Annotated in this window: 24 protein-coding genes and 1 pseudogene; 13 read left to right on the top strand and 12 right to left on the bottom strand. The window is 51.6% G+C overall.

Features of this window, described 5'->3' with window-relative positions; translation table 11 throughout:
* The first annotated feature begins 279 nt into the window (after positions 1-279).
* The 4 genes from LAC65_RS18010 to LAC65_RS18025 all read left to right on the top strand — a co-directional run bounded on the left by LAC65_RS18010 (position 280) and on the right by LAC65_RS18025 (position 4482).
* Complete coding sequence (locus tag LAC65_RS18010; protein WP_040113798.1) at positions 280-2208, top strand: methyl-accepting chemotaxis protein; 1929 nt, start codon at positions 280-282, stop codon at positions 2206-2208.
* 307 nt (positions 2209-2515) lie between these two features.
* A complete protein-coding gene (locus LAC65_RS18015) occupies positions 2516-3676 on the top strand; it encodes a diguanylate phosphodiesterase (protein WP_040113800.1) in 1161 nt (386 codons plus the stop codon).
* A gap of 242 nt (positions 3677-3918) precedes the next feature.
* Entirely contained in the window at positions 3919-4182 is a 264-nt protein-coding gene (locus LAC65_RS18020) for a hypothetical protein (RefSeq protein WP_040113802.1), read from the top strand.
* Positions 4183-4284: 102 nt separating this feature from the next.
* A complete protein-coding gene (locus LAC65_RS18025; RefSeq protein WP_040113804.1) occupies positions 4285-4482 on the top strand; it encodes a hypothetical protein in 198 nt (65 codons plus the stop codon).
* A gap of 17 nt (positions 4483-4499) precedes the next feature.
* Here LAC65_RS18025 and ycgZ read toward each other — a convergent pair whose 3' ends face one another.
* The 4 genes and pseudogenes from ycgZ to LAC65_RS18045 all read right to left on the bottom strand — a co-directional run bounded on the left by ycgZ (position 4500) and on the right by LAC65_RS18045 (position 6944).
* Positions 4500-4742, bottom strand: a complete 243-nt coding sequence (ycgZ, locus tag LAC65_RS18030; protein ID WP_040113806.1) for a regulatory protein YcgZ — start codon at positions 4740-4742, stop codon at positions 4500-4502.
* 227 nt (positions 4743-4969) lie between these two features.
* Positions 4970-5278, bottom strand: coding sequence for a hypothetical protein (locus LAC65_RS18035; protein ID WP_040113808.1), 309 nt, complete (start codon positions 5276-5278; stop codon positions 4970-4972).
* A gap of 520 nt (positions 5279-5798) precedes the next feature.
* A complete protein-coding gene (locus LAC65_RS18040) occupies positions 5799-6449 on the bottom strand; it encodes a hypothetical protein (RefSeq protein WP_040113810.1) in 651 nt (216 codons plus the stop codon).
* A 234-nt stretch (positions 6450-6683) separates the two neighbouring features.
* Positions 6684-6944, bottom strand: a pseudogene (locus LAC65_RS18045) (hypothetical protein).
* Positions 6945-7924: 980 nt separating this feature from the next.
* Here LAC65_RS18045 and budC point away from each other — a divergent pair.
* Positions 7925-8689, top strand: coding sequence for a meso-2,3-butanediol dehydrogenase (budC, locus tag LAC65_RS18050; protein ID WP_040113812.1), 765 nt, complete (start codon positions 7925-7927; stop codon positions 8687-8689).
* Positions 8690-8743: 54 nt separating this feature from the next.
* On the opposite strand, the gene LAC65_RS18055 is transcribed toward budC, so the two are convergent.
* The 5 genes from LAC65_RS18055 to LAC65_RS18075 form a co-directional block, all read right to left on the bottom strand.
* Complete coding sequence (locus LAC65_RS18055; protein ID WP_040113814.1) at positions 8744-8974, bottom strand: YgdI/YgdR family lipoprotein; 231 nt, start codon at positions 8972-8974, stop codon at positions 8744-8746.
* A 22-nt stretch (positions 8975-8996) separates the two neighbouring features.
* On the bottom strand, positions 8997-9224 hold the full coding sequence (locus LAC65_RS18060) for a YgdI/YgdR family lipoprotein (RefSeq protein ID WP_175540442.1): 228 nt from the start codon (positions 9222-9224) through the stop codon (positions 8997-8999).
* A gap of 314 nt (positions 9225-9538) precedes the next feature.
* Positions 9539-9790 (bottom strand): hypothetical protein, encoded by a 252-nt coding sequence (locus LAC65_RS18065; RefSeq protein WP_071668136.1) that lies wholly within the window; start codon positions 9788-9790, stop codon positions 9539-9541.
* A gap of 50 nt (positions 9791-9840) precedes the next feature.
* Complete coding sequence (locus tag LAC65_RS18070) at positions 9841-10044, bottom strand: hypothetical protein (protein WP_040113920.1); 204 nt, start codon at positions 10042-10044, stop codon at positions 9841-9843.
* A 127-nt stretch (positions 10045-10171) separates the two neighbouring features.
* Complete coding sequence (locus LAC65_RS18075; protein ID WP_040113820.1) at positions 10172-10789, bottom strand: TetR/AcrR family transcriptional regulator; 618 nt, start codon at positions 10787-10789, stop codon at positions 10172-10174.
* Positions 10790-10932: 143 nt separating this feature from the next.
* Between LAC65_RS18075 and LAC65_RS18080 the strand changes: the two genes are divergently transcribed.
* The 4 genes from LAC65_RS18080 to LAC65_RS18095 all read left to right on the top strand — a co-directional run bounded on the left by LAC65_RS18080 (position 10933) and on the right by LAC65_RS18095 (position 14584).
* Positions 10933-11592, top strand: coding sequence for an NAD(P)H-binding protein (locus LAC65_RS18080; RefSeq protein ID WP_040113821.1), 660 nt, complete (start codon positions 10933-10935; stop codon positions 11590-11592).
* A 24-nt stretch (positions 11593-11616) separates the two neighbouring features.
* The gene (locus LAC65_RS18085) at positions 11617-12192 is read left to right on the top strand and encodes a pyridoxamine 5'-phosphate oxidase family protein (protein ID WP_040113823.1); all 576 of its coding nucleotides are present in this window, start codon (positions 11617-11619) and stop codon (positions 12190-12192) included.
* A gap of 352 nt (positions 12193-12544) precedes the next feature.
* The gene (locus tag LAC65_RS18090) at positions 12545-13528 is read left to right on the top strand and encodes a DUF1852 domain-containing protein (RefSeq protein ID WP_040113825.1); all 984 of its coding nucleotides are present in this window, start codon (positions 12545-12547) and stop codon (positions 13526-13528) included.
* A 24-nt stretch (positions 13529-13552) separates the two neighbouring features.
* A complete protein-coding gene (locus LAC65_RS18095) occupies positions 13553-14584 on the top strand; it encodes a methionine synthase (RefSeq protein ID WP_040113826.1) in 1032 nt (343 codons plus the stop codon).
* Between the two features lie 56 nt (positions 14585-14640).
* Here LAC65_RS18095 and LAC65_RS18100 read toward each other — a convergent pair whose 3' ends face one another.
* Positions 14641-15522 carry an AraC family transcriptional regulator gene (locus tag LAC65_RS18100; protein WP_224144884.1) on the bottom strand — a complete coding sequence of 294 codons (882 nt, stop codon included), beginning with the start codon at positions 15520-15522 and terminating at the stop codon, positions 14641-14643.
* A 163-nt stretch (positions 15523-15685) separates the two neighbouring features.
* Here LAC65_RS18100 and LAC65_RS18105 point away from each other — a divergent pair, with 163 nt between their 5' ends.
* Both LAC65_RS18105 and LAC65_RS18110 read left to right on the top strand, forming a co-directional pair.
* Positions 15686-16432: an SDR family oxidoreductase gene (locus LAC65_RS18105; protein WP_040113828.1), complete on the top strand. Its 747-nt coding sequence runs from the start codon at positions 15686-15688 to the stop codon at positions 16430-16432.
* Positions 16433-16535: 103 nt separating this feature from the next.
* Positions 16536-17156 (top strand): pyridoxamine 5'-phosphate oxidase family protein, encoded by a 621-nt coding sequence (locus LAC65_RS18110; protein ID WP_040113830.1) that lies wholly within the window; start codon positions 16536-16538, stop codon positions 17154-17156.
* Positions 17157-17224: 68 nt separating this feature from the next.
* On the opposite strand, the gene LAC65_RS18115 is transcribed toward LAC65_RS18110, so the two are convergent.
* A complete protein-coding gene (locus tag LAC65_RS18115; RefSeq protein WP_040113832.1) occupies positions 17225-17689 on the bottom strand; it encodes a YlaC family protein in 465 nt (154 codons plus the stop codon).
* A gap of 67 nt (positions 17690-17756) precedes the next feature.
* Complete coding sequence (locus LAC65_RS18120) at positions 17757-19160, bottom strand: aminotransferase-like domain-containing protein (RefSeq protein WP_040113834.1); 1404 nt, start codon at positions 19158-19160, stop codon at positions 17757-17759.
* A gap of 423 nt (positions 19161-19583) precedes the next feature.
* On the opposite strand from LAC65_RS18120, the gene LAC65_RS18125 reads away from it, so the two are divergent.
* Both LAC65_RS18125 and LAC65_RS18130 read left to right on the top strand, forming a co-directional pair.
* Positions 19584-20834, top strand: coding sequence for a sensor domain-containing diguanylate cyclase (locus LAC65_RS18125; RefSeq protein WP_145339719.1), 1251 nt, complete (start codon positions 19584-19586; stop codon positions 20832-20834).
* Positions 20835-21226: 392 nt separating this feature from the next.
* The gene (locus LAC65_RS18130) at positions 21227-21931 is read left to right on the top strand and encodes a hypothetical protein (protein WP_203025760.1); all 705 of its coding nucleotides are present in this window, start codon (positions 21227-21229) and stop codon (positions 21929-21931) included.
* Positions 21932-21945: the final 14 nt, after the last annotated feature.

Consider the following 21945-nt stretch of genomic DNA (forward strand, 5'->3'; position numbering starts at 1 on the left):
CGAGTCAGGGTGTTTTTGACATACCTGCTTTAATTTTTATCTTGTTGTTATTAAATGATTTATGTTTATTTGGCTTTGGCAGTTACGCAAGAATATATCGTCAATACACTTCCTGTAAAATAACCCTGAGCAATCTATAATTTTTCACTTCATCAGTGCCTGCAATAACCGGCAGGCCCGGATGCAGAGTGGCTATCTCATGGATGAGCAGATTGCACCGTTTAATAACAATAATTTTTATTCAGAATTGCTCACTTAAGGCTCACCCAGGAATATTGCATGAAAAAGATACTTAACACGATTAATTTGCCAGCGAAGTTTATTTTGCTGGGACTGTTTGCTCTCGGGCTGTTTATATTTCCAACCTGTCTGTTTATTCAAAGCGGGAACCAGGCCATTGATGCAAAAAAGCTTGAGCTTACCGGCATACCGGTTGAAAAGAAGATGCTATCACTGATTAACCTGGTCCAGCGCCATCGGGCAGAAAGCGCTATTGCTATTGCGAGTGACGATCCAGCCCGAGCGTCACGCGTGGCGCTGGCAGAGGAGGCCGATGCGCTCTACAGCGGTGTAGTGACTGTACTGGGCGATAACGCGGAGGCTGCGCAACCGCTGGCGCGTTTGAATAAAGCTGACGGCGAGTGGAAAAAACTGCAGGCAGAGTTGGGCAATAAGCAGCTTTCGCTGGAAGCGAGCCTCAGCCAGCACGCCAGTCTGATTCAGACATTGTTAATAGCCAATCAGGACATCCTGGATTTTTACGGCTTGTCACTGGACAGCGACTTAAATACTTATCAGCTTATTGTCAGCATTTTCAACCGGTTGCCGCTATTAACAGAAACCCTCGGGCAGATCAGAGCAAGCGGCACATCGCTGATTGCGTCTGGCATGGGCGCATCAGAGGCAACGCTCAGCCAGATGGACTTCCGGCTGCAAAACGGCAACGTAGCGCTGGAGCAGTTCAGCAACAATATGGATAAAGTTTTTACTATTGAACCGGCGCTAAAAGCGCTGTTTGCCAGCGGAGAGACCACCGCCGTGCAGCAGGCGCAGGATGCACTGGCGCTGGCCAATACTGTTTTTGTATCCAAAACCAAAACCGTCACGCCGGCAGAATATGTCCGGGTATTCACTGAGGCGATCAATCAATTTGCCACACTGGGAACACAGAGCGCCGATCGGCTTTCGGTTATGCTTAGCCAGCAGATCGATGCGCGCCGTCATGCGCAATATAGCCTGCTGGGCGTACTGTTCGCGGTGGCGTTACTGGCTGTCTGGGTTGCCGTTATGATATCCCGCTCGATTACGCGCCCGGTGGAAGAAGCCGTTAATGCTGCCCGTCGCGTGGCAGAGGGCGACCTGACGTGTCCGGTTAACATTACCGGCAGCAATGAAATGGGGCAGCTGCTGCAATCATTGCAGTATATGCAGCAGCATCTTGCCGGGCTGGTCTCAGATATCAAGGAGAGCGCGCTGACGATCGCTTCATCCTCTGAAGAGATCGCAAACGGCAATGGAAATCTCTCAGCCCGGACTGAAGAGCAGGCCGCATCGCTGGCAGAGACCGCCGCCAGCATGGAGCAGATGGCATCCATTATCAGTCAGAATGCTGAAAATACCCATCACGCCACGACCATGGCAGAAGCGGCAACGCAGGCTTCATCGCTCAGCGGAGAGGCAATGTCGTCAGTGATGGACACCATGGGGCGTATCCGGGGCAGCTCGGCCAAAATTGAAGAGATCACCAGCGTTATCGACAGTATCGCTTTCCAGACAAACATTCTGGCCCTCAATGCGGCAGTAGAGGCAGCCAGAGCAGGGGAATCGGGTAAAGGCTTTGCCGTCGTCGCAGCAGAAGTGCGCTCGCTGGCGCAGCGTTCCGCTTCTGCTGCCAAAGAGATTAAAGAGCTGATTGCGCACTCGGTCAGCCACGCCGAAGAGGGAATGGTGATGGCCAGAAATGCCGGTGACAAAGTGAAACAGAGCGTAGATGCTATTGGACAGACGGCGCAGCTTATCCGCGATATATCTGCCTCCTCTCAGGAGCAGAGCAGCGGGATTTCGCAAATTAATATCGCAGTAAACCAGATGGATCAGGTGACACAGCAAAACGCAGCGCTGGTTGAAGAGTCTGCCTCTTCAGCAGGCGATCTCGCAGAACGCGCCTCGCGTCTGCGTCAGCTGGTGGCTGTTTTCCACACGGCGTAATCTTTGCGACGATGCGGGCGCGTCCCGCATCTGCTCGCGCAGTAAAAAAGCAGAGAATCGTTGCGAACCAACACGATTTGTCAAAAAACTTGTCTGCAGCGGATTACAATCCCACCCCGTTTCGCTTATTTACTGCGCTTCTGTATGATTCTGAAAAAAGGCGATTTTGTGCACTTTTGCTGGTTTTTACTGGAAACGTAGCTTTAATATTGACAGTAATTCAGCCAGATTATTTCAGACAGGATTATACGTAGCTGCCGCCGGCTGATAAAGTAGACAGGTACACTCACGTAAACTGGAGTATTTAATGCTAACCACAATCATTTACCGTAGCCACATCTCTGCGGATGTGCCTGTGAAAATTTTGCCGGGTATGGTTGAGAAGGCGAGTCTCCTGAATGAGTCACACCAGGTTACCGGTATTCTGCTCTTTAACGGTACACATTTCTTTCAGATCCTTGAGGGACCTGAAGAGGGTGTTATGACGATCTACAATCGCATCTGTGCTGACCGTCGTCATCACAATGTGGTTGAACTTATGCGTGACTACTCCCCTTATCGCCGTTTCGGTAATTCCGGGATGGAGCTGTTTGACCTGCGCGAACATGACCAGTCAACCGTACTTCAGGCGGTACTGGATCGCGGTACTTCACGCTTCCGGCTGACCTATGACGATCGGGGCCTGCAGTTCCTGCGCACGTTTGTTGAATCGCGGGAAAAAGAAAACTATTTCGAAGTGCTGCCTGCCGATCTGTGGGATTTTATTCCCGACATGACGGGATCGCTTCAGGAAGAGCACGGCATTCATTTCCGCCCGGTTGTGGATCCACTTGGCCGCGAGATCACCGCACTGGAGGCTATTTCTGATAGTCCGGAGAGCGCAGGTGAAGATGAAGATAAGTATATTGCTAATCTGAACGCCGTACGCATGGCGCTGATGAAGGCGGGCAAAGCCTGTCCGGATGGCATGACGCTCTATCTGACTATTCTGCCTATGACGCTGGTTGCGGTGCCTAACGCGGTTGACACTATCACGGACGCCATTAAAAACGCCGGACTGGTGCCGGAACAGATTATTCTGGGCGTCAGTGAAACGGAAGTTATCCCGGGCCTGAATGATTTTACCGAAGCGGTTAAGCAGCTGAAACAGGCAGGCATCAGCCTGTCGATTGATAACTTTGGTGACGGCTCTGCCGGGCTTTCACTGCTGACTCATGTGCAGCCCGATCGCGTGCGTATTGCTTCCGGAATTATTCGCGATGTTCATCGCAGTGGTCCAAAGCAGGCTGTCGTTCAGGCTATTATCAAATGCTGTTCAGCGCTCGAAATCAACGTCATCGCTTCTGGTATTGAACAGCCGGAAGAGTGGATGTGGCTTGAGGCTGCAGGTGTTATCGACTTCCAGGGCTCGCTCTTTACCCCGCAGGGCACATCCGTGTCATGGCCGGAATATCGCGCGGCGATGTAACGCTTACTCTTTCACTATCAGTATCAGTCTGACCGACCGGCACATCAAAAGCCGGTCGGTTGTTTTTTGTCATACCCTTTCCGGCTCTGCTCTTTTTTCAACCAGAAAAGATCTTTTCTGACAGCACTGCTGCGATAAATATGTGAAATTTATAAGAAACGCTCAGGCTCGCTGCGGTTCAGGGTTACACACTAAAATTCTGTGGTAAACTTTGCGCCCCCGAACCTGCAGGCGGACACATCATGAAAAAAGAATTTGAAGAAAAGATGACGGAAATTTTGATCGGTGAGGCGGTTACTGACTTACTTGATGCTAATGCAGCCATTTCATGGACCGCTTTACTTGATCGTCTGCGCGCTGGTCTTGATAAAGAGACCGATGAGCATCGCATCCGTGCCGGATTGCGTGCTATCGACGAAGTCAGACGTGAAATGCAGGTTAGGGCGTCTGAAAAAGCGATCGGGACTGAATCTGATATACGGCCTGCACGCGGAAAAATGCATTAAAATTGATTTAAATCAAAGACTCTCTAAGTTCTGACGCTAAATTGTTTCCCGGGAACAATTTCTGTTAGACTGTATGCTTATCCACCTACGGACGGAGGTCATGTGAAAAATGACGCAGCCGCCGAAGATATCTACGCCGTTATTGGAACGGTTGTGGCGCGCCTTCTTAAGCCGGACCAGCATCTGACTCTGCATGAGATTACTACTGCACTGCATCACATGGGTGAGACAGCGACAGGGCAGGATGTTCGTGAGGCCTGCCGTAAAGCTGTCATTTTGCTTGCTCGTCAGATGCACTAACTAAAGCTCACGCAGTATTAACGATCAAACAACAGTCCAATCAGTGCCTGATAATGCTGCTCTTCTTCGGCGCTGGTTGCTGCTTCAAGACGACCAAGCAGTTTTGTGCATAACGCCTTACGGTTAAGGTTTTTGCCTGAGGTCAGAATTTCAACTACCAATTGTCCCAGCGTTTCCTGCTGGCTCAGAGTAGAAGCTTTGTTGAAATAGTTAGCGATGTCACTAGCGGATGATGGATGCTGTACCATATTCTGACGCATAGTTAGCCTCGTTGTAATAAGTAAGTTGTACTGACAGAGGTAAAGTTATACAACTAACTTTTACTTGTACAGTTTTTTTTGCCACTAATTTATCGCCTGCGATCTTTTAATTCTTATTTTTCTTTTATATCAAATAGTTAAATGAAATTTTTTGAGTGGAAATTTTACTTCTTCTTTGTACAGCTTCTGCATTGAGACGTGTACAACGTGGTTGCGCTGATATTCTGCTAACTCTCTTCATCGTCACCTGAGGTAAAACGTATCGGTTTAGCCGATAACGCTGCCTGTTCATGACGTAGTGCCTGGGCCTGCCACTCTGTCTGAGTTTGGTGAATTCGCTCAGGCTGTACAAAATTTTTCAGCCAGCTTCTGGCATCGGCAATTTGTGCCAGACGCTCATCGTTCTCTTCTCTCTCTGCCATGCGACCCAGCTCTGCGATCAGGGCCTGAACGCTGATATCCCGATCGCCCAGTGCCAGATTGAGTGTCGCTTCGCCAATAATGACGTGACCTACTACCTTTTCATGAAATAACACTTCCGCTCTCCTCATCATAGTTTTGTAATGATTTTAAAGTGTAATGAGCAGCAATACTTCTACAATACGCTGTAAACGATCAGCTGAGTCCCGATGCAAAACGTATTTGATGATTCTGAGATACAGGTTTGTAACGTACTGATAGCGTGCAGCATCATCTATTCATGCAGTGTAAACCGGCTAAAGGCAGAATAATCTTAAAAAATTTGAACGTTATTCATCGCTGTCTGTTTCAGCTCTGGCGCTTTTTCAGACGTTGCATGCCACTTTTTATAGCCCGCTGATTGCTGATGATTACAGCCTGGTCATGGGAGACAAACCTGAACCCGGTTAACAAAAGCCACGCTTTAGGACAATTGCCCGCTCTATACTCAGGCCTGGGTCTGCATTTATTCTGATAACTGCAACCCTGGCTGGCGTGCTCTGCTTTTACTCTATACGTGTGTTAAGCATGGCACGCGCTTACCTTATTAGCTTTATATCAGCAGAGTAAATTTTGCGCATGCAGGAGGGTGAGAGGTTAATGCTCCGGATTATCCGGAGTGAGGGGAAGGGTACTGATGATCACTCTGCGCAGCAGATGGCTGTCAGGCTGGCTGCCCCAGCAAAAGGTGATCCAGTGTTCACAAAATGCGTGCCAGTCAGAAACCGGCACCAGCGGTTTGTCGCGACGTGTCCCGTCCCACACATAGACATAGTGATCGCGATCGCGCAGTGCCCAGGCAATCATACTCTCCCACATCACCTTTGCCGCATTGGTCTGAGCGCTATCGGTAACAATAATTGAACGCGTATGCAGGAAATAACAAAAAAAGCGACGTGCCAGGCCATGCACCGCCTGTTCATGCTGCGGCTGACGCGTGCGCCAGACCATAATCTGAATGCAGGCGCGTAACGGCGAGGTAAAATCCTCTGTTTCTTCCAGCCTTACTGCATAGACCGTTTCAGGTTTCGGTTCCTGGGTAACCAGCCGGTATTGTTTATCCTCCGGACAGACATAGAGCGCATAGCCAAAGGGAATAATAAAGCCTGGCAGCGTAAATACGCGCGTCTTACCTGTAAGAAAAGCACAGGTATCGTCCCGGTTTGGCACTTCACGGCTCAGAATCTGATTAAAGTGCGTATCAGGTAAGGTGATGGGCATGTGGTTATCCGCTGTCGTACGTTCCAAAAGACCTCCCTGAAAACCGGAGTGGATTTGATCATCAGTTTGAATGAGTAATAAGCTGGTACAGCAGGAAAAAGTGTAGCCGGAGATAAGGTTATAAGCGTCTGCTCAGATACGCCGTAGCAGGGCGGAGGTGTCGTCCATGACAGTTTCTCCGGCCGGTAAACGCTTGCGCGTAACCGATAAGGTTATCTTTATCGTCGTCTTCCAGCCGGAGCCGGATTACGTCCATAGGCGTCAGTTCTTTTCGTCGTTCAGGCTTGTCAGTGTCTGCAAATAGGGCACGTGCGGAACAACGTGCTCGGGTTTATCGAAACTTTTCAGCTAGCTTCTGGCCTCTGAGATCTCAATAAGACGGGCATCGCTGCCACCCGCATTTGCCATTGATTCGAGCTCATTAATCAGTGAACGAACGCTGATCTTTTTTTCGCTCAGTGCAAGGCTGAGTGCCGCTTCGCCGATAATGACATGACCTATCTCGTCGTGTTGAATAGACAAACAAACCTCCTTTACGATTGCATGATAACCTCACCACTTACTGTAGGCGTAACGGCAGAATTTGCCGGATATATTTTGAAATTTCCCAAATCAGCTAGCAGAATTTTTTGATCGAACGCTTTTTAGCCAATGAAAATTCTGCGGGCTTTCGCCAGCGACCCTTCTGAAATTCTGCAAAAAAAAAGCCCGCGCAGGGCGGGCTAACAAAATGTTGAAGAGGATTTCTCTCGCTGAAAACGCATCCTGTGTGTTGTTTGCCAGAATAGGCTGGCTCATACACTATAGATGACAAATCATTTTAAATTGGGTTTTAGCTGTAAACCCGACGAAAATCTGCGTTGCTCATCGGACCAGCATAAAATAGGGCAATAAGCTAATCAGGCAGGCTATAAGCAGTTTACAGAAATGGATAACCGGGCCAGAGGTAAGTAGATAACAACAACCCGTGAAATTAACAAAAAAATGCCTCCGCGAGGAGGCAAGGTAGGAGTTACTCAGCTCAGTGCTTAGTTGGATTTCTCACTGAACACTTTAAGAATAGAGAAATTTGTCAGTTTTTCCGACTCGCTTAGGAAAAAATTATACATACAAAACTTATAGTTAGCATGATTACTAATTAACTATATGAATAATATGGCTTTAGTTTGTGATGAAATCGTTTTCTAAGAATTTACTTATATTTTCATTAACCTGCTCATATCACCCTTTCTAATCTTATTCTTCAGGTAGCGACTTTTCTGTGGATGGATTTTTAACCAAGCTCAGTACCGCACACCTTTTGCTTTCATATCTGAAGTGCGCCACCGACTGCAAACCAATACAAATATGCGCCTTAAAAGAGGCGTGATTGTCACTTTTGACAAAAAGCACAGGGTGACGCGTGCTCCATTGAGAGTCATCCTAAAACTTACGTTTCGCTTGATGACTGGCGAGAGCTTGCCAGGCTTAGGAGTGTCATTTCCATCAGATAAGGAGAAATCATGTCACGGTTTGCAGATAAAGTTGTCGTTATTACTGGTGCAGGCTCAGGTATTGGCGCTGCATCAGCACAACGTTTTGCTGCTGAAGGGGCATCAGTGGTGCTGGTGGGAAGAACTGAAGAGAAGCTGCAGAAAGTCAAAGAGGCTTTACCTGCCGGAAAACATCTTGTTGTTCCCTGTGATGTTTCAGATGCCGGGCAGGTCAGGCAGCTTAGTGAAAAGGTGAACCAGCATTACGGGCGCGCGGATGTACTGGTCAACAATGCGGGCAGTATCGTTCAGGGCAAGATCCATGAAGTCTCTCCTGATGACTGGAAAAAGCTGATGGGCACCGATCTGGATGGCGTCTATTACTGCACGCACTACTTTATGCCAGCCCTGCTGAAAACCAAAGGTAACGTTATCAACATCTCTTCCGTATCCGGACTTGGTGGCGACTGGGGAATGAGCGTATATAACGCGGCCAAAGGCGCTGTGACCAACTTCACGCGCGCACTGGCGATGGACTATGGCTCAGACGGCGTCAGAGTCAATGCTATCTGTCCGGGATTTACGTTTACTGATTTAACGGAAAACGCAAAACAGGATGAGGAGCTGCTGGCACGCTTTTACGACCGCATTCCGCTACGCCGTGCGGGAGAGGCTGATGACATTGCGGGCGCAATTGTCTTTATTGCCAGCGATGATGCGCGCTATATCACGGGCGCTAACCTGCCGGTTGATGGCGGTTTAACGGCATCGAACGGTCAGCCAAAACAGGCCTGATAGCAGCAAAAAAGCCCGCGCAACTGCGCGGGCTTATCTTTGACGTCACACAAACTATGAGCGTGGGATCTCAGACACTTCTTTGACATCAGCTTTATTAATCTGCTGTTTAACGCCGTTGGCATCAACATAACCCAGCAGTCCTGATTCCGCTTCTTTTGGCTTACCATCGCTGACAATAGTACGACCATCATTAGTATGAATCGCATAGGTGGTGCGGGTGCAGCCGGTAAGGGCGGACAGGGCAATAATCGCTGCTACTGGAAGTAAAATAACTTTCTTCATTGTACTCTCCTTGATAGATGGATCAGTTATTCAGTTCACTCATGTTCGTGATTTGATCACGATTGATCTGCTCAGTTTTGCCGGTTTGCGCGTTTTCATACGATACCAGCCCGGTATCGCTATCTACCTGTGGTTTACCACTGGTAATAATGGTGCGGCCATCAGTCGTTTTAATCGCCTGGTTAGACGAGCAGCCGGTTACGGCTAAAAGAGATGTCAGGACTGCGGCAGCAACAACCATTTTTTTCATCATATTTCCCTATTTTCTGGACACGTTATAAGAGGAGCATAGTCCATAATTTCCGGGGGTGGTCTGACCTTGATGATTTTTTTGTGCAATTGATGCGGTGAACAGCAGGGGAGTACGGCCGTAGCGGAGCATATATTTTGCTATCCTTCCGGTGATGCCTGAGAAACAGATAAAGGCAGGCGAACCATCAGAAAAGAGACAGGCTTGTTAAGAAAATTTTGGCTAAAGAGAGGGCACGCCACGGAGGCGCACTTTATAGCCCGCAGGAAAACGAGTATGCAGCGAGCTGACGCAGATAAAGTAAATAAATATTGTCAGGCCGCTTCTGCACGCCCTAAAAGCAGATTGAAAAGATTCTCATAATGCATCTTCTCACTGGCATCTGTACATTTATCCAGCCGGGAAAGTAAAGCGATACAGAGCGCTTTGCGATTAAGAATTTTATCAGAACATAAAATATCTTTAACCATTTCACCCAGCAATTCAAATTCTGTGGACTGACGTATTCTGGCCTGCTCTTCAGCGCTGACTTTATCCATTACGGGAAGATAATGATTCTGGCACATAGTTCTCTCTTATTAATTTAACCGGCTGATGGATCGGCACTGAAGCACTATTAATTCATTTTCCTGGCCAGCAACCGAATAACTTTTTCGCACGCCTGCTGCATTTCAGGGCTGTCCGCTCGTAAGCCTGTTCGGTATAACGCGCCGATGATCTCCTGCAAAGAAAGCGTTTCACCCGGTTTTAAAATCTGTGTAATTACGTCACCCAGTAAAGCGTACATCGCTTCCGCATCTTCTGAATCGTCTTGCTGCACATAACCCCCGTCCATTTTTAAAATTGCTTGATGTTTGTAATATGTCAGGGACGCCTGTTACTGAAAATCGCGACGACAGCACAGTAGCTTAATTAGGAAATGCGTATTTCCTAATAGCGCAGCAGCGTTAATCCAGCAGGCGCAGCGCCATCTTAATAGTTTCTTCGCCATTAGTCACATCCTGAATTTTGCCCACTACGCGCATACCAAACGCAATACAGAGCAGTAAACCGGCAGTCGTATCGGCATCCAGATGACTTGCTATAGAACCATCAGCCTGGCCCTGCTGAATCAGCGACATCAGGAAAGCGCGGTTGCGCAGCACTGCCTGGCGTACCAGATGAGATAACTCTTCATCAAGCGTCTGCAGCTCCACGGTGCTGCCCACCACCAGACAGCCGCGCCGTCCCTCTATCTCGCTGGCGGAATCGAGATAGAACTGGAGTAGCTCAGCGACGCGTTCACGACCCGTAGAGAATGCGTTCAGACGTTCGCGCAGATCGGTATTGCGAATGGCAATGTAGCGCTCGAACACGCGCAGAAAAAGCGAGCGCTTGTCCTGAAAAGCTTTGTAGATACTCCCCGCAGTAAGCTGCATAGCATCACCAAGATCGGCAATAGAGGCAGCGTGAAACCCTTTCTGGCGGAAAATGATCATCGCATTATCAAGCGCAACATCAATATCAAAATTGCGCGGCCTGCCGCGTTCGCGGGGAGCTGTGGCAGAGGATTTTACTGGTGGCATTTTCAGCCCTTATGAAGCGATTATTTCCAAATTATCCCGGTTGCGTCCGGGCCGGTCAACGCCGGAGATTTGCGCTAGAGTTAAGTGGTTAAATTACATCGTATTGCGATAAATATTTCAGCCTTTGTGACAGGGGGATCAGCATGAAAGATGTCTTTATTGTGGGTGGTGCAGGAAAGATTGGTCGTGAGCTGGGTCAGCAGCTGACCCGTGCCGGCGTGACGGCACGGGCGTTGTGTCGTACCGCTGAGCAGGAAGCCAGCCTGCAGCAGCAGGGTATCCAGGCTGTCAGAGGCGACCTGGTTGCCCTCGATGAACAGCAACTCACCGAACTGATGCAGGGATGTGGAGTCGTGGTCTTCACCGCTGGTGCCGGCGGAAAAGGCGGAGAGGCGATGACAAATGCCGTTGATGGCGACGGGCTGGCTAAGTCAGTTGCAGCCGCACAGCGGGCCGGTATTGAACGCTTTATTCTGGTCTCCGCCTTTCCGGAAGCGGGGCGTAGCAGGCAGCTTTCTGACACTTTTGAAAACTATATGCGCGTAAAAAAACAGACCGACGTGGTTCTCGCCGCCAGCGCGCTTGAATGGGTTATTCTGCGTCCCGGCACGTTAACAGATGAGCCGGCAACCGGCAAAATCAGCGCCGGACCGGCAATTGCCTATGGCACGATTGCCCGTGCCGATGTTGCAGCCACCCTGGCGGCGCTGGTCCATCAGCCTGCCGTATCCCGCGTCATTATTGAGCTGACGGCGGGAGAGACACCCGTTGCAGAGGCGATAGACGCGCTGGTTTCACGCTAACCGGTTCAGCCGCGAGGAGACGTTATGGCACATTTACCGGATGCGCATCTGCAGGCAATCTGGCAAAAGCTGACTCATGCGGTCAGCGCGCGCTCACCCTTTACCCTGATGCAGCTGGCCAGCGTGGCAGAGAATGCACAGCCTAAGATCAGAACCATAGTGCTGCGCGATTTCAGCCTCGCGCCAGCTTCCTTACTGTTTACCACTGACGTGCGCAGCGCCAAAGTGCAGGAGATGAGAGATAATCCGCAAGTTTCGCTGCTGGGCTGGGATGCGGAGAACAGCTTTCAGCTGCGTCTTGAGGGTAAGGCAGGCTGCGTGGATGAAGGCGAACTGCGCCGTACCGTCTGGCAGAAGCTGCGGCCCGCTGCGCAGCAGTTATTTTACTCGCCTGATTCACCCGGTGGGATCCTTGATGATCCGGATGCGCTGCGTAGCGGACACGCCTCCGCTTCGTTAGCTGACCCCCCGGAAAATTTTGCGCTGATACGCATCATGATAGAGCGTGTTGAGTCGCTTGATGTTAGTAGCGAACCTCATCAGCGCCGTGAGTTCTTACTGCAGGCGAACGGATGGACAGGACGGTGGCTGGTGCCTTAGCTCGCCTGACTCAAATATTTTCAGCTAAGTGAAAATGTGGATGTTGAGATTTATTCATCCTGATTAAACGGGGTGCAGATTAATCGCGCCTTAAAAAACATAAGGTTATGCGCCTTTCGGTTCACGCCTGCCTTCATTTCAATTTAGTTATGGGCTTAATGAAGCCGCTGCCCATCTGAACATGAAAAAGCTTCAGGTTCGGTGAAATTTAATCACTTTTTTTCAGCAGGGGAGTAAGGCATAAAAGAGTCAGCCCATTGAGGAAATGGTTATATCAAATCAGCATTCAGCGTCGGTTGTACAGGCAGACAGAGAAGCAGGTTTACATCAGAAATTGAGGTGAGAAATTACGATGAACAAAGAATTTACCTTTTCAATTAAAAGCCTTCGTTTTGACGAAAACTATAATCCTTCTGCAAACACGCGTATCACGACTAACTTCGCCAATCTGGCAAGGGGTGAAATGCGTGAGGAAAACCTGCGCAACGCACTGAAGATGATTGATAACCGCTTTAACTCGCTGGCGCACTGGGACAACCCGAAAGCTGACCGCTATGCCGTTGAGCTGGATATCATCTCTGTTGAGCTGAATATCGATCCGGCGGGAAATGAAAAGCCGTTTCCGGTCATCGAAGTCCTGAAGACAACCGTAGTTGATAAAACAAGCGGGCAGCGCTTTGAAGGCGTCGTCGGGAACAATTTCTCTTCCTGGGTGCGCGATTACGATTTCAGCGTTGTGTTATCTGAGCACAACAAAAACCAGGCCGGTTTCAGTACGCCGAAAAACTTCGGTGATCTGCACGGCAATATCTTCAAAGGCTTCGTCAGCTCAGATATCTATAAAGCCAGCTTCAGCAAGCGTCCGATTATCTGCCTGAGCGTCTCCAGTAAAAATACCTATTACCGTACCGGTAATCATCATCCGGTTCTGGGGATTGAATATCGGCAGGACGCGGATTCGCTGACCGATCACTACTTTGCCAAAATGGGCCTGCAGGCGCGCTATTTCATGCCGCAGGGCAGCGTTGCGCCGCTGGCTTTCTATTTTGCCGGCGATCTGCTGCGTGATTACAGCGATCTGGAGCTTATCAGCACCATCAGCACGATGGAGACGTTTCAGAAAATCTATCGTCCGGAGATCTACAACGCGAACTCAGCGGCCGGACAGGAGTATCAGCCGAGCCTGTCACACAAGGATTATTCACTGACACGCATCGTTTATGACCGTGAAGAGCGTACGCATCTGGCGGTTGAGCAGGGTAAATTCACCGAACAGCATTTTATCAAACCTTACCAGACTCGTCTGGAGCAATGGTCTGCTGAGTTTGCGCACTGATTAATGGAAAAAAGGTTATCTATAGTGAAAAAGTTATTACCGACATCGACGTCTGGCAGTTTACCGAAACCTTCATGGCTGGCGCAGCCGGAAACATTATGGTCCCCGTGGAAACCGGCGGGTGACGATCTGGCAGATGCCAAGCGCGATGCGCTACGTCTCTGCCTCGACGACCAGCTGCGGGCCGGTATTGATATCGTCAGCGATGGTGAGCAGACGCGTCAGCATTTTGTGACGACGTTTATTGAGCATCTCAACGGCGTGGATTTTGAAAAGCGCGAAACGGTGCGGATCCGCAACCGCTACGATGCGAGCGTACCGTCGGTGGTAGGTGAAGTTTCACGCACTAAACCTGTATTTGTTGATGATGCAAAATTCCTGCGTCAGCTGACCACTCAGCCGATCAAATGGGCGCTGCCTGGCCCGATGACCATGATCGACACGCTGCATGACGGTCACTATAAAAGTCGCGAAAAACTCGCCTGGGAGTTTGCTAAAATCCTCAATCAGGAAGCCAAAGAGCTGGAAGCCGCAGGCGTGGATATCATCCAGTTTGATGAGCCTGCCTTCAACGTCTTCTTTGATGAGGTTAATGACTGGGGTATTGCGGCGCTGGAGCGTGCCATTGAGGGATTACAGTGCGAAACCGCTGTACATATCTGCTATGGCTACGGCATTAAAGCCAATACTGACTGGAAGAAAACGCTGGGTTCTGAGTGGCGCCAGTATGAAGAAATTTTCCCGCGCCTGCAGCGCTCAAATATCGATATCGTCTCACTGGAGTGCCAGAACTCCCGCGTGCCGATGGAGCTGATTGAACTGATCCGCGGGAAAAAAGTGATGGTCGGTGCCATCGATGTGGCAACCAATACTGTCGAAACGCCGGAGCAGGTAGCGGAAACGCTGCGTAAAGCGCTGCAGTTTGTCGATGCGGATAAGCTCTATCCCTGCACCAACTGCGGTATGACGCCGCTGTCGCGTCAGGTTGCTCGCGGCAAGCTGGATGCGCTGAGCGCCGGTGCTGATATCGTGCGCCGCGAACTGCTGGGCCAGTAATACGCCTGAGGGTGTATCAGGGCTGACGTCTGACGTCGGCCCTTTTTTTATCATTCTTAACCGCGCCGTACGCTTGTGCGGCTATCCCGGCCAGGCGGCTCGCCAAACAATCGGGTATATTCGCGCGTAAACTGCGTCAGGCTCTGGTAGCCCACCTCCAGGGCAACAGCAGCAATATTTCCCTGCCGGATAAGTAACTGCTTACGTGCGGCACACAACCGCAGACGCTTTTGATATTGCAGCGGTGAAAGCCCGGTGCTGGTTTTAAAGCGGCGGTGAAATGCGGAAATGCTCATGCCAGCCAGGGAAGCGAGCAACGTGGCGCTGAAAGGGTCACTATAACAGGTCTGAAGATGGGTAATCGCCTTACGCACATTGGCAAAATGCCTGCTGTGGTCCGCTATCTGCCGCAATACTCCTCCCTGCGCGCCGCTTAACAAGCGATAAAGTACCTCCCGCTCCAGCAGCGGCACCATGATCGCTTTGTCATCCGGTTTTGCTCCGGCACGCAGCAGACGCAGCCAGGCGTCAATCAGCGCCTCTTCTGCCTCACCCACCGCAAAACCGCGCTGCACAGCTGGCATAGCCGTCGCCGGCAGCTGGCACATCAGCTCGCTTACGGCTGCAATATCAATAGTCAGCCGGATAGCCAGATAGGGGGCGGTTTCGCTGGCAACGGTGACTTTGCCGGCTGCGGGCAGATCAACGGCGGCCATAAAGAACTCGCCTGCACGATAGCACACCGTTTCGTTACCCATATGCAGCACCTTCTCACCCTGCAGAATCAGGCTGACAAAGGGGTGATAAACCTCCAGCGGCAGGTCAGCGGGTGCGGTGACGCAAAACAGATCGAGGCGCGGTATACCTGCCGGCATCAGGCCTGTACCTGCACGCTGCAACACTTCAAGCGCCAGCGCGCTCAGCGTCTCACTCATCATGGTATCGCGTTCACTCCTGCAGCGGTCATGCTGCATAAAAGCAGAATCGGGCAAAAATCGGGCAGGTATGCTGGCGCGAGCACGCTCCGGACATATTACTCTCAGGATCGAACAGTCTGCGCAGCCTGCAGCATGGTGATGTTATGACAGAGAGAGGATAAGAATGGAACTGAATAACCGGGTAGTCATCATAACAGGAGCGTCGTCCGGCATCGGCGAGGCGACCGCGCGTGCAGCACTACAGGCGGGCGCGCGCGTCGCTATGCTGGCACGCAGGCGCGAACGCCTTGAAGCGCTGGCTGTTCCGGCCACACGGGCGCTGGCAATCGCCTGTGACCTTACCCAATCAGAAGCATGCGCGCGGGCCGTTCAGCAGGTTATCGCCAGCTGGGGCCGGGTCGATGTCGTGATAAATAATGCCGGGCAGGGGCTGTACGCGCCGGTGGAAGCGATCGACGTCAGCGACTTCAGAGAGGTGCTGGCGCTCAATCTTATTGCCCCGCTACAGATGATGCAGGCGGTGGTGCCCGTTATGCGTCAGCAGGGAGGCGGAAGTATAGTCAACGTCAGCTCGGGTGCCACACTCGGAACATACAGCGGCTCTGCTGCCTATACCAGTGCCAAAGCGGCGCTGAATATGCTTTCGGCGGTTGCGCGTCTGGAGCTGGCTTCAGCAGGTATCAGCGTGTCACTGCTTTATCCTTTCGTAACGGCAACGGCGTTTTATCATTCGGTAAAAGCGGGACAGGCCGAGGCCTGCGCTCAGGCGGCAGAAAGTGCTGCGCTTTTGCACGCGCCTGCGCTGGTGGCAGAGGCTATTCTGGATTTGGTACGCAGCGGTGCAGCAGAAGCCGATCTGGTTCCTGTCGCCTTTGGCGGCAGCTGGCAGCCTGAGAACGAGTGCAGATGAAAATAAGTGTGCAGCGGCGCAGCAATATGCCATTCGCGCGTTGCTTCCGGCGTAATGCATCCCTTACGTTAGCGGCAGGCCCGTTAAACACAGGATTCCGGCAATGGCGGATGGAAGCAATACGATTACCGATTTAAGAGCGCTTGCAGCGTGCTACGGCGCGGTGGCGAAACCGTCGCTGACCAAAGTCACCGATCATATTCACCCGGCGTATCGTCCCTTTATCGCCGCCTCACCCTTTGTCGCGCTGGCCACCAGCGGACCGGATGGGCTGGACGTTTCACCCAGAGGCGATCCGGCAGGTTTTGTGCATATTGAGGATGAGCGCACGCTCTTGCTGCCGGACAGACGCGGCAATAACCGTATCGATAGCCTGCGCAACATTTTGCATGATAATCGGGTAGCGCTGCTGTTTCTGATCCCGGGTATCGGGGAGACATTGCGCGTAAACGGAACCGCCACCATAAGCGTCGATCCCGCCTTACTTACCCGCTTCGCGATGAATAATCAGCTGCCAAAAACGGTGTTAACCATCACCGTTGAGAGCGTCTTTTTCCAGTGCAGCCGGGCCATCATTCGCTCCCGGCTCTGGGATCCGGCGACGCAAATTACGCGGGAGGCGCTGCCAAGCACCGGTTCCATACTGAACAGCATTTCGCAGGATATTGACGCCGGCGCCTACGATGCGGCACTCCCTGGTCGCCTGAAAGAGACACTCTATTAATCCGGCCTGATGCCGCACAGCAACCTGCACTCTACAGCCTGCCAGCAGGCTGTTTTCAGTTCCGCAGACTACCGGGTTCTCAGACGGTAAATATCAGCAAAGTAAAGATGGCCTTTACGGGCATACTGCGCCTGCAGGGTAGCTTTTTCGCTTTCGGTGAGTACATCTCCATTGAGCAGGTCATGAATAAAGGCTTCGCGAACGTAAACTTCCATGTACCAGTCGCCGGTATAGCAGTTCTTCCATGCGCCTTTATCGATATCTTTTACCCGGTAAGACGGGTTCACGTGAAAAAAGAAAAAGAAGTTACAGACGGCAAAAATGGCACAGCAGACGACATACTCAATTGTGCCGAAGGAGTCGGAGTAGAGTAAAAGTGCCATGGTCAGCACAAACAGGAAACACATCAGGCCATACAGGCCCGGGTACTGACGGATAAACGATACGTCGAAATAGGGTCGATCGTTGCGTTTTTCCGCGCGGTTGATGCTGTCCAGCTCCTGCTGCAGAAGCGCATTAAGTTGATTGCTCATGTTTTAAACCTTATCTGCCCATAATGATGGAGTTAACGTTTTACTGGCTGTTGTTAGCGTCACGCTGCTAAATCGCCATACCGGAAAAGTGGATGGGATCGGCCAGCATGGCGGCCAGAATTTTCAGGCCCTCTTCACACTGCTGCCGCGACTGAGAACCGCCCAGACAGATGCGCAGCGCGTCAGCAGGAAGATTACCAGTGCAAAACGCGGCACCGGAGACGGCGCTGATCCCTTTTTCACGCAGCTTTGCCGCGATGTCGGAGGCGTTGGCGTTGACCAGACCGGGCAGCGGCAGCCAGAGGTGATAGCCTGCGCTGTCAGCCTCAAACGGGTATCCGGTCAGGCAGGCCGCTGCAATCTGCTGGCGGATGCCCGCCTCCTGTCTGATAGCGATCAGCATGCGATCTGCCGTCCCGTCATTGATCCACTGCCGCGCCAGCGCATTAGTGAGCGGGCTGGACATCACCGTCAGCGCCCGCAGCACGCCGGAAAGCAGCTGCATCATCTGTCTGTCAGGGCCCTTCACAAACGCGATCCGCAATCCGGGGCCAAAGCACTTCGACAGGCCGGTAAGATACCAGGTCAGTTCCGGTATTAATCCGGCAAACGTTGGCACCGGCGCATCGCTGAGCGCCGCATAAGCGTCATCTTCAATGACCGTAATGTTATAGCGCTGACAGCACTCAGCCAGCGCCCGCCGGCGCGCTTCCGGGATCGTCATCGTGGTCGGATTTTGCAGCGTCGGGTTGATATAGAATGCGCCGATCTCGCCGCTGCGACACAGCGCCTCAAACGCCAGCGGATCGGGCCCCTGCGCGTCACAGAGCACCGGCTGCAGCCGCACGCCCAGATGACTGGCAATCGCCTTCATGCCAGGGTAAATCAGGCTGCTGACACAGACCGCACCTTTCCTGCGCTTCAGCAGCGTCATGATGCCCATCAGAGCGCTGTGAATGCCCGGACAAACCAGCACGTCGGCCTCGCTCTCTACGTGAAGTTTGCGCCCGATCCAGCGCATCGCTGCTGCTTTATCCTCTGCCGTCCCGCCAAAATCCTGATAGCGCAGCAGACTCAGCATGTCGGTCTGGTTAAAAAGGTTGATGGCTCCTGCGCGCAGCGCTTCCTCAACGGCGGCACCGGCAGGCTCTGTCGGCGCATTCATGGTCATTTCATAAGTGCTGGCAGGCAGAGCTGAAGAGGCTGATGCCCGTGCACGAATAAAGCTGCCGAGTCCGGGGCGTGAGTCAATTAATCCTCTGCGCCGCGCTTCCGCATAACCGCGCGTTACCGTGGTGTAATTCAGACCCAGCGTTTCAGCCAGTTCACGCAGCGGCGGCAGACGGTAGCGTGAAGGCAATTCGCCTGTACTGATGCCCTCTGCAATGAAATCCGCGATGCGCAGATAGGCCGGACGTTGCGTCTGCTGCTGAAGCAGGGCTGCCCAGCGCGTAAAAAGCGGCGTAATCATATTAAATCCTGTCTCAGGACGTTACGCAGACAGGTATATCACAGCCATAATCAAGGCGTAACTTGATTGCATGGTTGATTGCATCAGTTTTTCCATTTGACTCACTTTGCGTGTTATCTGTACAGCGACAGGACGGGGCAGATTGCCGTAAAAGGAGGCTCTCGCTGCCCGCCGCGGGGAATAACGCTTTACCGATTAAAGATTGCAGGCGGGTCAGCCGATAACGCTTCTGTGCTGCGTCAGTTTTTGTATCGGGTCAGAGAAACAGCGACGTTTTGCCAAATCAGGCAGGCGTAAAATGATTCTCTGACTATCATCGTTCTTTTACGCGCGTGCAGGATAGCAAGCCGGGCGATCGGGATATCTGCCACAATACGTTTTATGCTCTTTGAGTATCGTCAGAATAAACCAGGTCCAGCTATCATGAGCACAACGATCAAACCTATCTTATCCGCCGTTTGGTCCACCAACGCCCTGGGGATCTGCGTCACCAGCCAGGAGTGCCCTGCCGGCCTGATGCCTGCGCTCAAAGGCGTCACGCTACGGGAGTGGCTGAGCATCGCCCAGGCTGATGAGGATGCAAAAATTGCGCTGCTGCTGACTGCGGCCCTGGAGCGCGTACAGCCTTTTCATATTGAAGTGCCGATCAACTGCCTGGATGGCACCCTGCGCCATGTCATCGTGTCAGGATTGCCGGGCGAGCGGGCGGAAGCGCCACACCTGCAGTACAGCGGTTTCGTACTGGATGTCACCGGACAGCGTAAGGCGCTGGAGGAGGCGCTGCGCACGGCCGCTGAATATCGCCTGCTGATTGAAAACAGCACGGATCTTATCGCTCACTGCGATGCCGAAGGGCGGTATGTCTCAATTTCTCCCTCCTACAGCGAAATGATTGGCTGGTCAGCCGAAGAGATGCTGGGCCAGCGGGTGACGGACTTTCTGCACCCTGACGATCGCGCACCTGCAGCCGCGGTGCTGAGTGCTATTTTCGCCGGGGGGGAGCAGCCGGATGTGGTGGAGGTGCACAAACGTCATCGCAATGGCCACTATATTACGCTTGGCACAAAAGCCTGCGGCGTGACCGATCCCTCCACGGGAAAGAACATCGGTGCGGTACTGGTATCGCGCGATATCACCCGCGACAAAGAGAAAATGCTGCAGCTGGAGCAGCAGGCGATGCGTGACGCGCTGACCGGCCTGCCAAACCGCTCCTGGTTTTATAAGCAGGTTGACGCCCTGCTCGCACAGCAGCAGGAGCAGCGCCTTGTCACGGTGCTGTTTCTCGATCTGAACGGATTTAAAGCCGTTAACGATTCAATGGGCCATGCGGCAGGTGACACGCTGCTGTTACAGATAAGCGAGCGGCTGCAGAGCTGCCTGGCGCCGGATGAGTCGGTTGCCCGACTCGGCGGCGATGAGTTTGTGGTAGCAGCCCGATGCCGCGATCGCCGGGAGGCCTCTGCGCTTGCTGAACGTCTGATTGCCAGCTTCAATGCCCCTTTCAGCATCAACAGCAGGACGATAAGCATCGGGGCCGCCATCGGCATAAGCCAGGCGCGACCTGCGACATTATCCGCTAAATTACTGATTCAGCAGGCTGACACCGCCATGTACCAGGCAAAAGCCCGCCGTGACGTCGCATACCAGTTTTTCTGCTTGCCCTCGCATCTGTGACGGGCATCAGGCTGGCTATCAGGATTAAATCGCCATTCCCTCCTCTCTGACCGGGTGGCTGAAACAGGTTATGCGCACGATAAAGCAGCTCGCAGCTTTCGCTGGTTTATGCATTTGGCTAATCGGTGTGGCTGTGATTTTTCTGAGTGTCGGGTTAATAATGTATGTTAATAAACGGTACTTTTATTCTTTTCATTCTTTTTAATAACTAATTGGTTAATGAATTTTTTAGCTCCGCCGAAATAAATCTATGTGAAAGGCTTTTATCTTAATTTATGATTTATGCGCTAACGAAGCGTAAGCCAGGCTGGACAATACATTAGTAACGTGATGTTATTGTCTGCGCATTGATTACTTTTATCTGACATTTCCAAAATAAATACGCTCTGCCGATGCCTGAAAGCCGTGTTCTGTTTTCAGGTTTTGCTTTTTTCTCAGCTGAGGAAAATATCGTGTTTAAATTAAATCCTGTACTTCTGGCCCTTATTGCAGCACAAGGTATGATGTTTCCGGTTTTAAATGCATCGGCGGAGATATTAAAGCCCTATACGCCTGAAAATAATGATTATAAAGCGGGTGCATTGTATTTGCGTGATGGTTCAGTGCGGACGCTGACCGGGCTGCCGCAGTTCACGCCGGGGGTGAGTGGCGTAACCCGCACAACGCTGGGTGAGCTGCAGCGTGAGGGCCGGATCGTTACCGATACGCTCACGGGGCAACCCCGTATTAACGTCGGGCAGCAAAATCTGAATATCGTTATTCCCGATCCCGAAAACAACAGCTATAAATCCTTTCATGTTTATGACAGCTTAGCCTTTACAGATTTACCAGAAATTAATACAGAGACACAGGCAGAGGACTTTTATGCTGTAAACGATCGTCAATATATAGATGCCCGCATCGCCTCAGTTACGCGCGGCACGCTTAATATTAATATCGGGCGACCTGAAAAAATCGCAGGTTCGGACACAAACCGCTGGTCAATGGCGGCCAGGCAAAGCCAGCTTTTTACCACGGCACAGCGCGGCCATCTGAACTGGAACAGTAATAATCGTGTTACTTTCACCGCCGTTGAGGCACCTCCCGCAAATAATTAACTGACGCTGAGCAG

Origin of the sequence: Pantoea eucrina (assembly GCF_020079945.1) — a bacterium.
Taxonomy (GTDB): Bacteria; Pseudomonadota; Gammaproteobacteria; order Enterobacterales; family Enterobacteriaceae; genus Pantoea; species Pantoea eucrina.

Excerpts from the sequence above, each read along its gene's own strand:
- LAC65_RS18010 (WP_040113798.1), top strand. The coding sequence starts at position 280 with ATGAAAAAGATACTTAACACGATTAATTTGCCAGCGAAGTTTATTTTG.
- LAC65_RS18015 (WP_040113800.1), top strand. The coding sequence starts at position 2,516 with ATGCTAACCACAATCATTTACCGTAGCCACATCTCTGCGGATGTGCCT.
- LAC65_RS18020 (WP_040113802.1), top strand. The coding sequence starts at position 3,919 with ATGAAAAAAGAATTTGAAGAAAAGATGACGGAAATTTTGATCGGTGAG.
- ycgZ (WP_040113806.1), bottom strand. The coding sequence starts at position 4,742 with ATGCGTCAGAATATGGTACAGCATCCATCATCCGCTAGTGACATCGCT.
- budC (WP_040113812.1), top strand. The coding sequence starts at position 7,925 with ATGTCACGGTTTGCAGATAAAGTTGTCGTTATTACTGGTGCAGGCTCA.
- LAC65_RS18055 (WP_040113814.1), bottom strand. The coding sequence starts at position 8,974 with ATGAAGAAAGTTATTTTACTTCCAGTAGCAGCGATTATTGCCCTGTCC.
- LAC65_RS18060 (WP_175540442.1), bottom strand. The coding sequence starts at position 9,224 with ATGAAAAAAATGGTTGTTGCTGCCGCAGTCCTGACATCTCTTTTAGCC.
- LAC65_RS18065 (WP_071668136.1), bottom strand. The coding sequence starts at position 9,790 with ATGTGCCAGAATCATTATCTTCCCGTAATGGATAAAGTCAGCGCTGAA.
- LAC65_RS18075 (WP_040113820.1), bottom strand. The coding sequence starts at position 10,789 with ATGCCACCAGTAAAATCCTCTGCCACAGCTCCCCGCGAACGCGGCAGG.
- LAC65_RS18080 (WP_040113821.1), top strand. The coding sequence starts at position 10,933 with ATGAAAGATGTCTTTATTGTGGGTGGTGCAGGAAAGATTGGTCGTGAG.
- LAC65_RS18085 (WP_040113823.1), top strand. The coding sequence starts at position 11,617 with ATGGCACATTTACCGGATGCGCATCTGCAGGCAATCTGGCAAAAGCTG.
- LAC65_RS18090 (WP_040113825.1), top strand. The coding sequence starts at position 12,545 with ATGAACAAAGAATTTACCTTTTCAATTAAAAGCCTTCGTTTTGACGAA.
- LAC65_RS18100 (WP_224144884.1), bottom strand. The coding sequence starts at position 15,522 with ATGATGAGTGAGACGCTGAGCGCGCTGGCGCTTGAAGTGTTGCAGCGT.
- LAC65_RS18105 (WP_040113828.1), top strand. The coding sequence starts at position 15,686 with ATGGAACTGAATAACCGGGTAGTCATCATAACAGGAGCGTCGTCCGGC.
- LAC65_RS18110 (WP_040113830.1), top strand. The coding sequence starts at position 16,536 with ATGGCGGATGGAAGCAATACGATTACCGATTTAAGAGCGCTTGCAGCG.
- LAC65_RS18115 (WP_040113832.1), bottom strand. The coding sequence starts at position 17,689 with ATGAGCAATCAACTTAATGCGCTTCTGCAGCAGGAGCTGGACAGCATC.
- LAC65_RS18120 (WP_040113834.1), bottom strand. The coding sequence starts at position 19,160 with ATGATTACGCCGCTTTTTACGCGCTGGGCAGCCCTGCTTCAGCAGCAG.
- LAC65_RS18125 (WP_145339719.1), top strand. The coding sequence starts at position 19,584 with ATGAGCACAACGATCAAACCTATCTTATCCGCCGTTTGGTCCACCAAC.
- LAC65_RS18130 (WP_203025760.1), top strand. The coding sequence starts at position 21,227 with ATGCCTGAAAGCCGTGTTCTGTTTTCAGGTTTTGCTTTTTTCTCAGCT.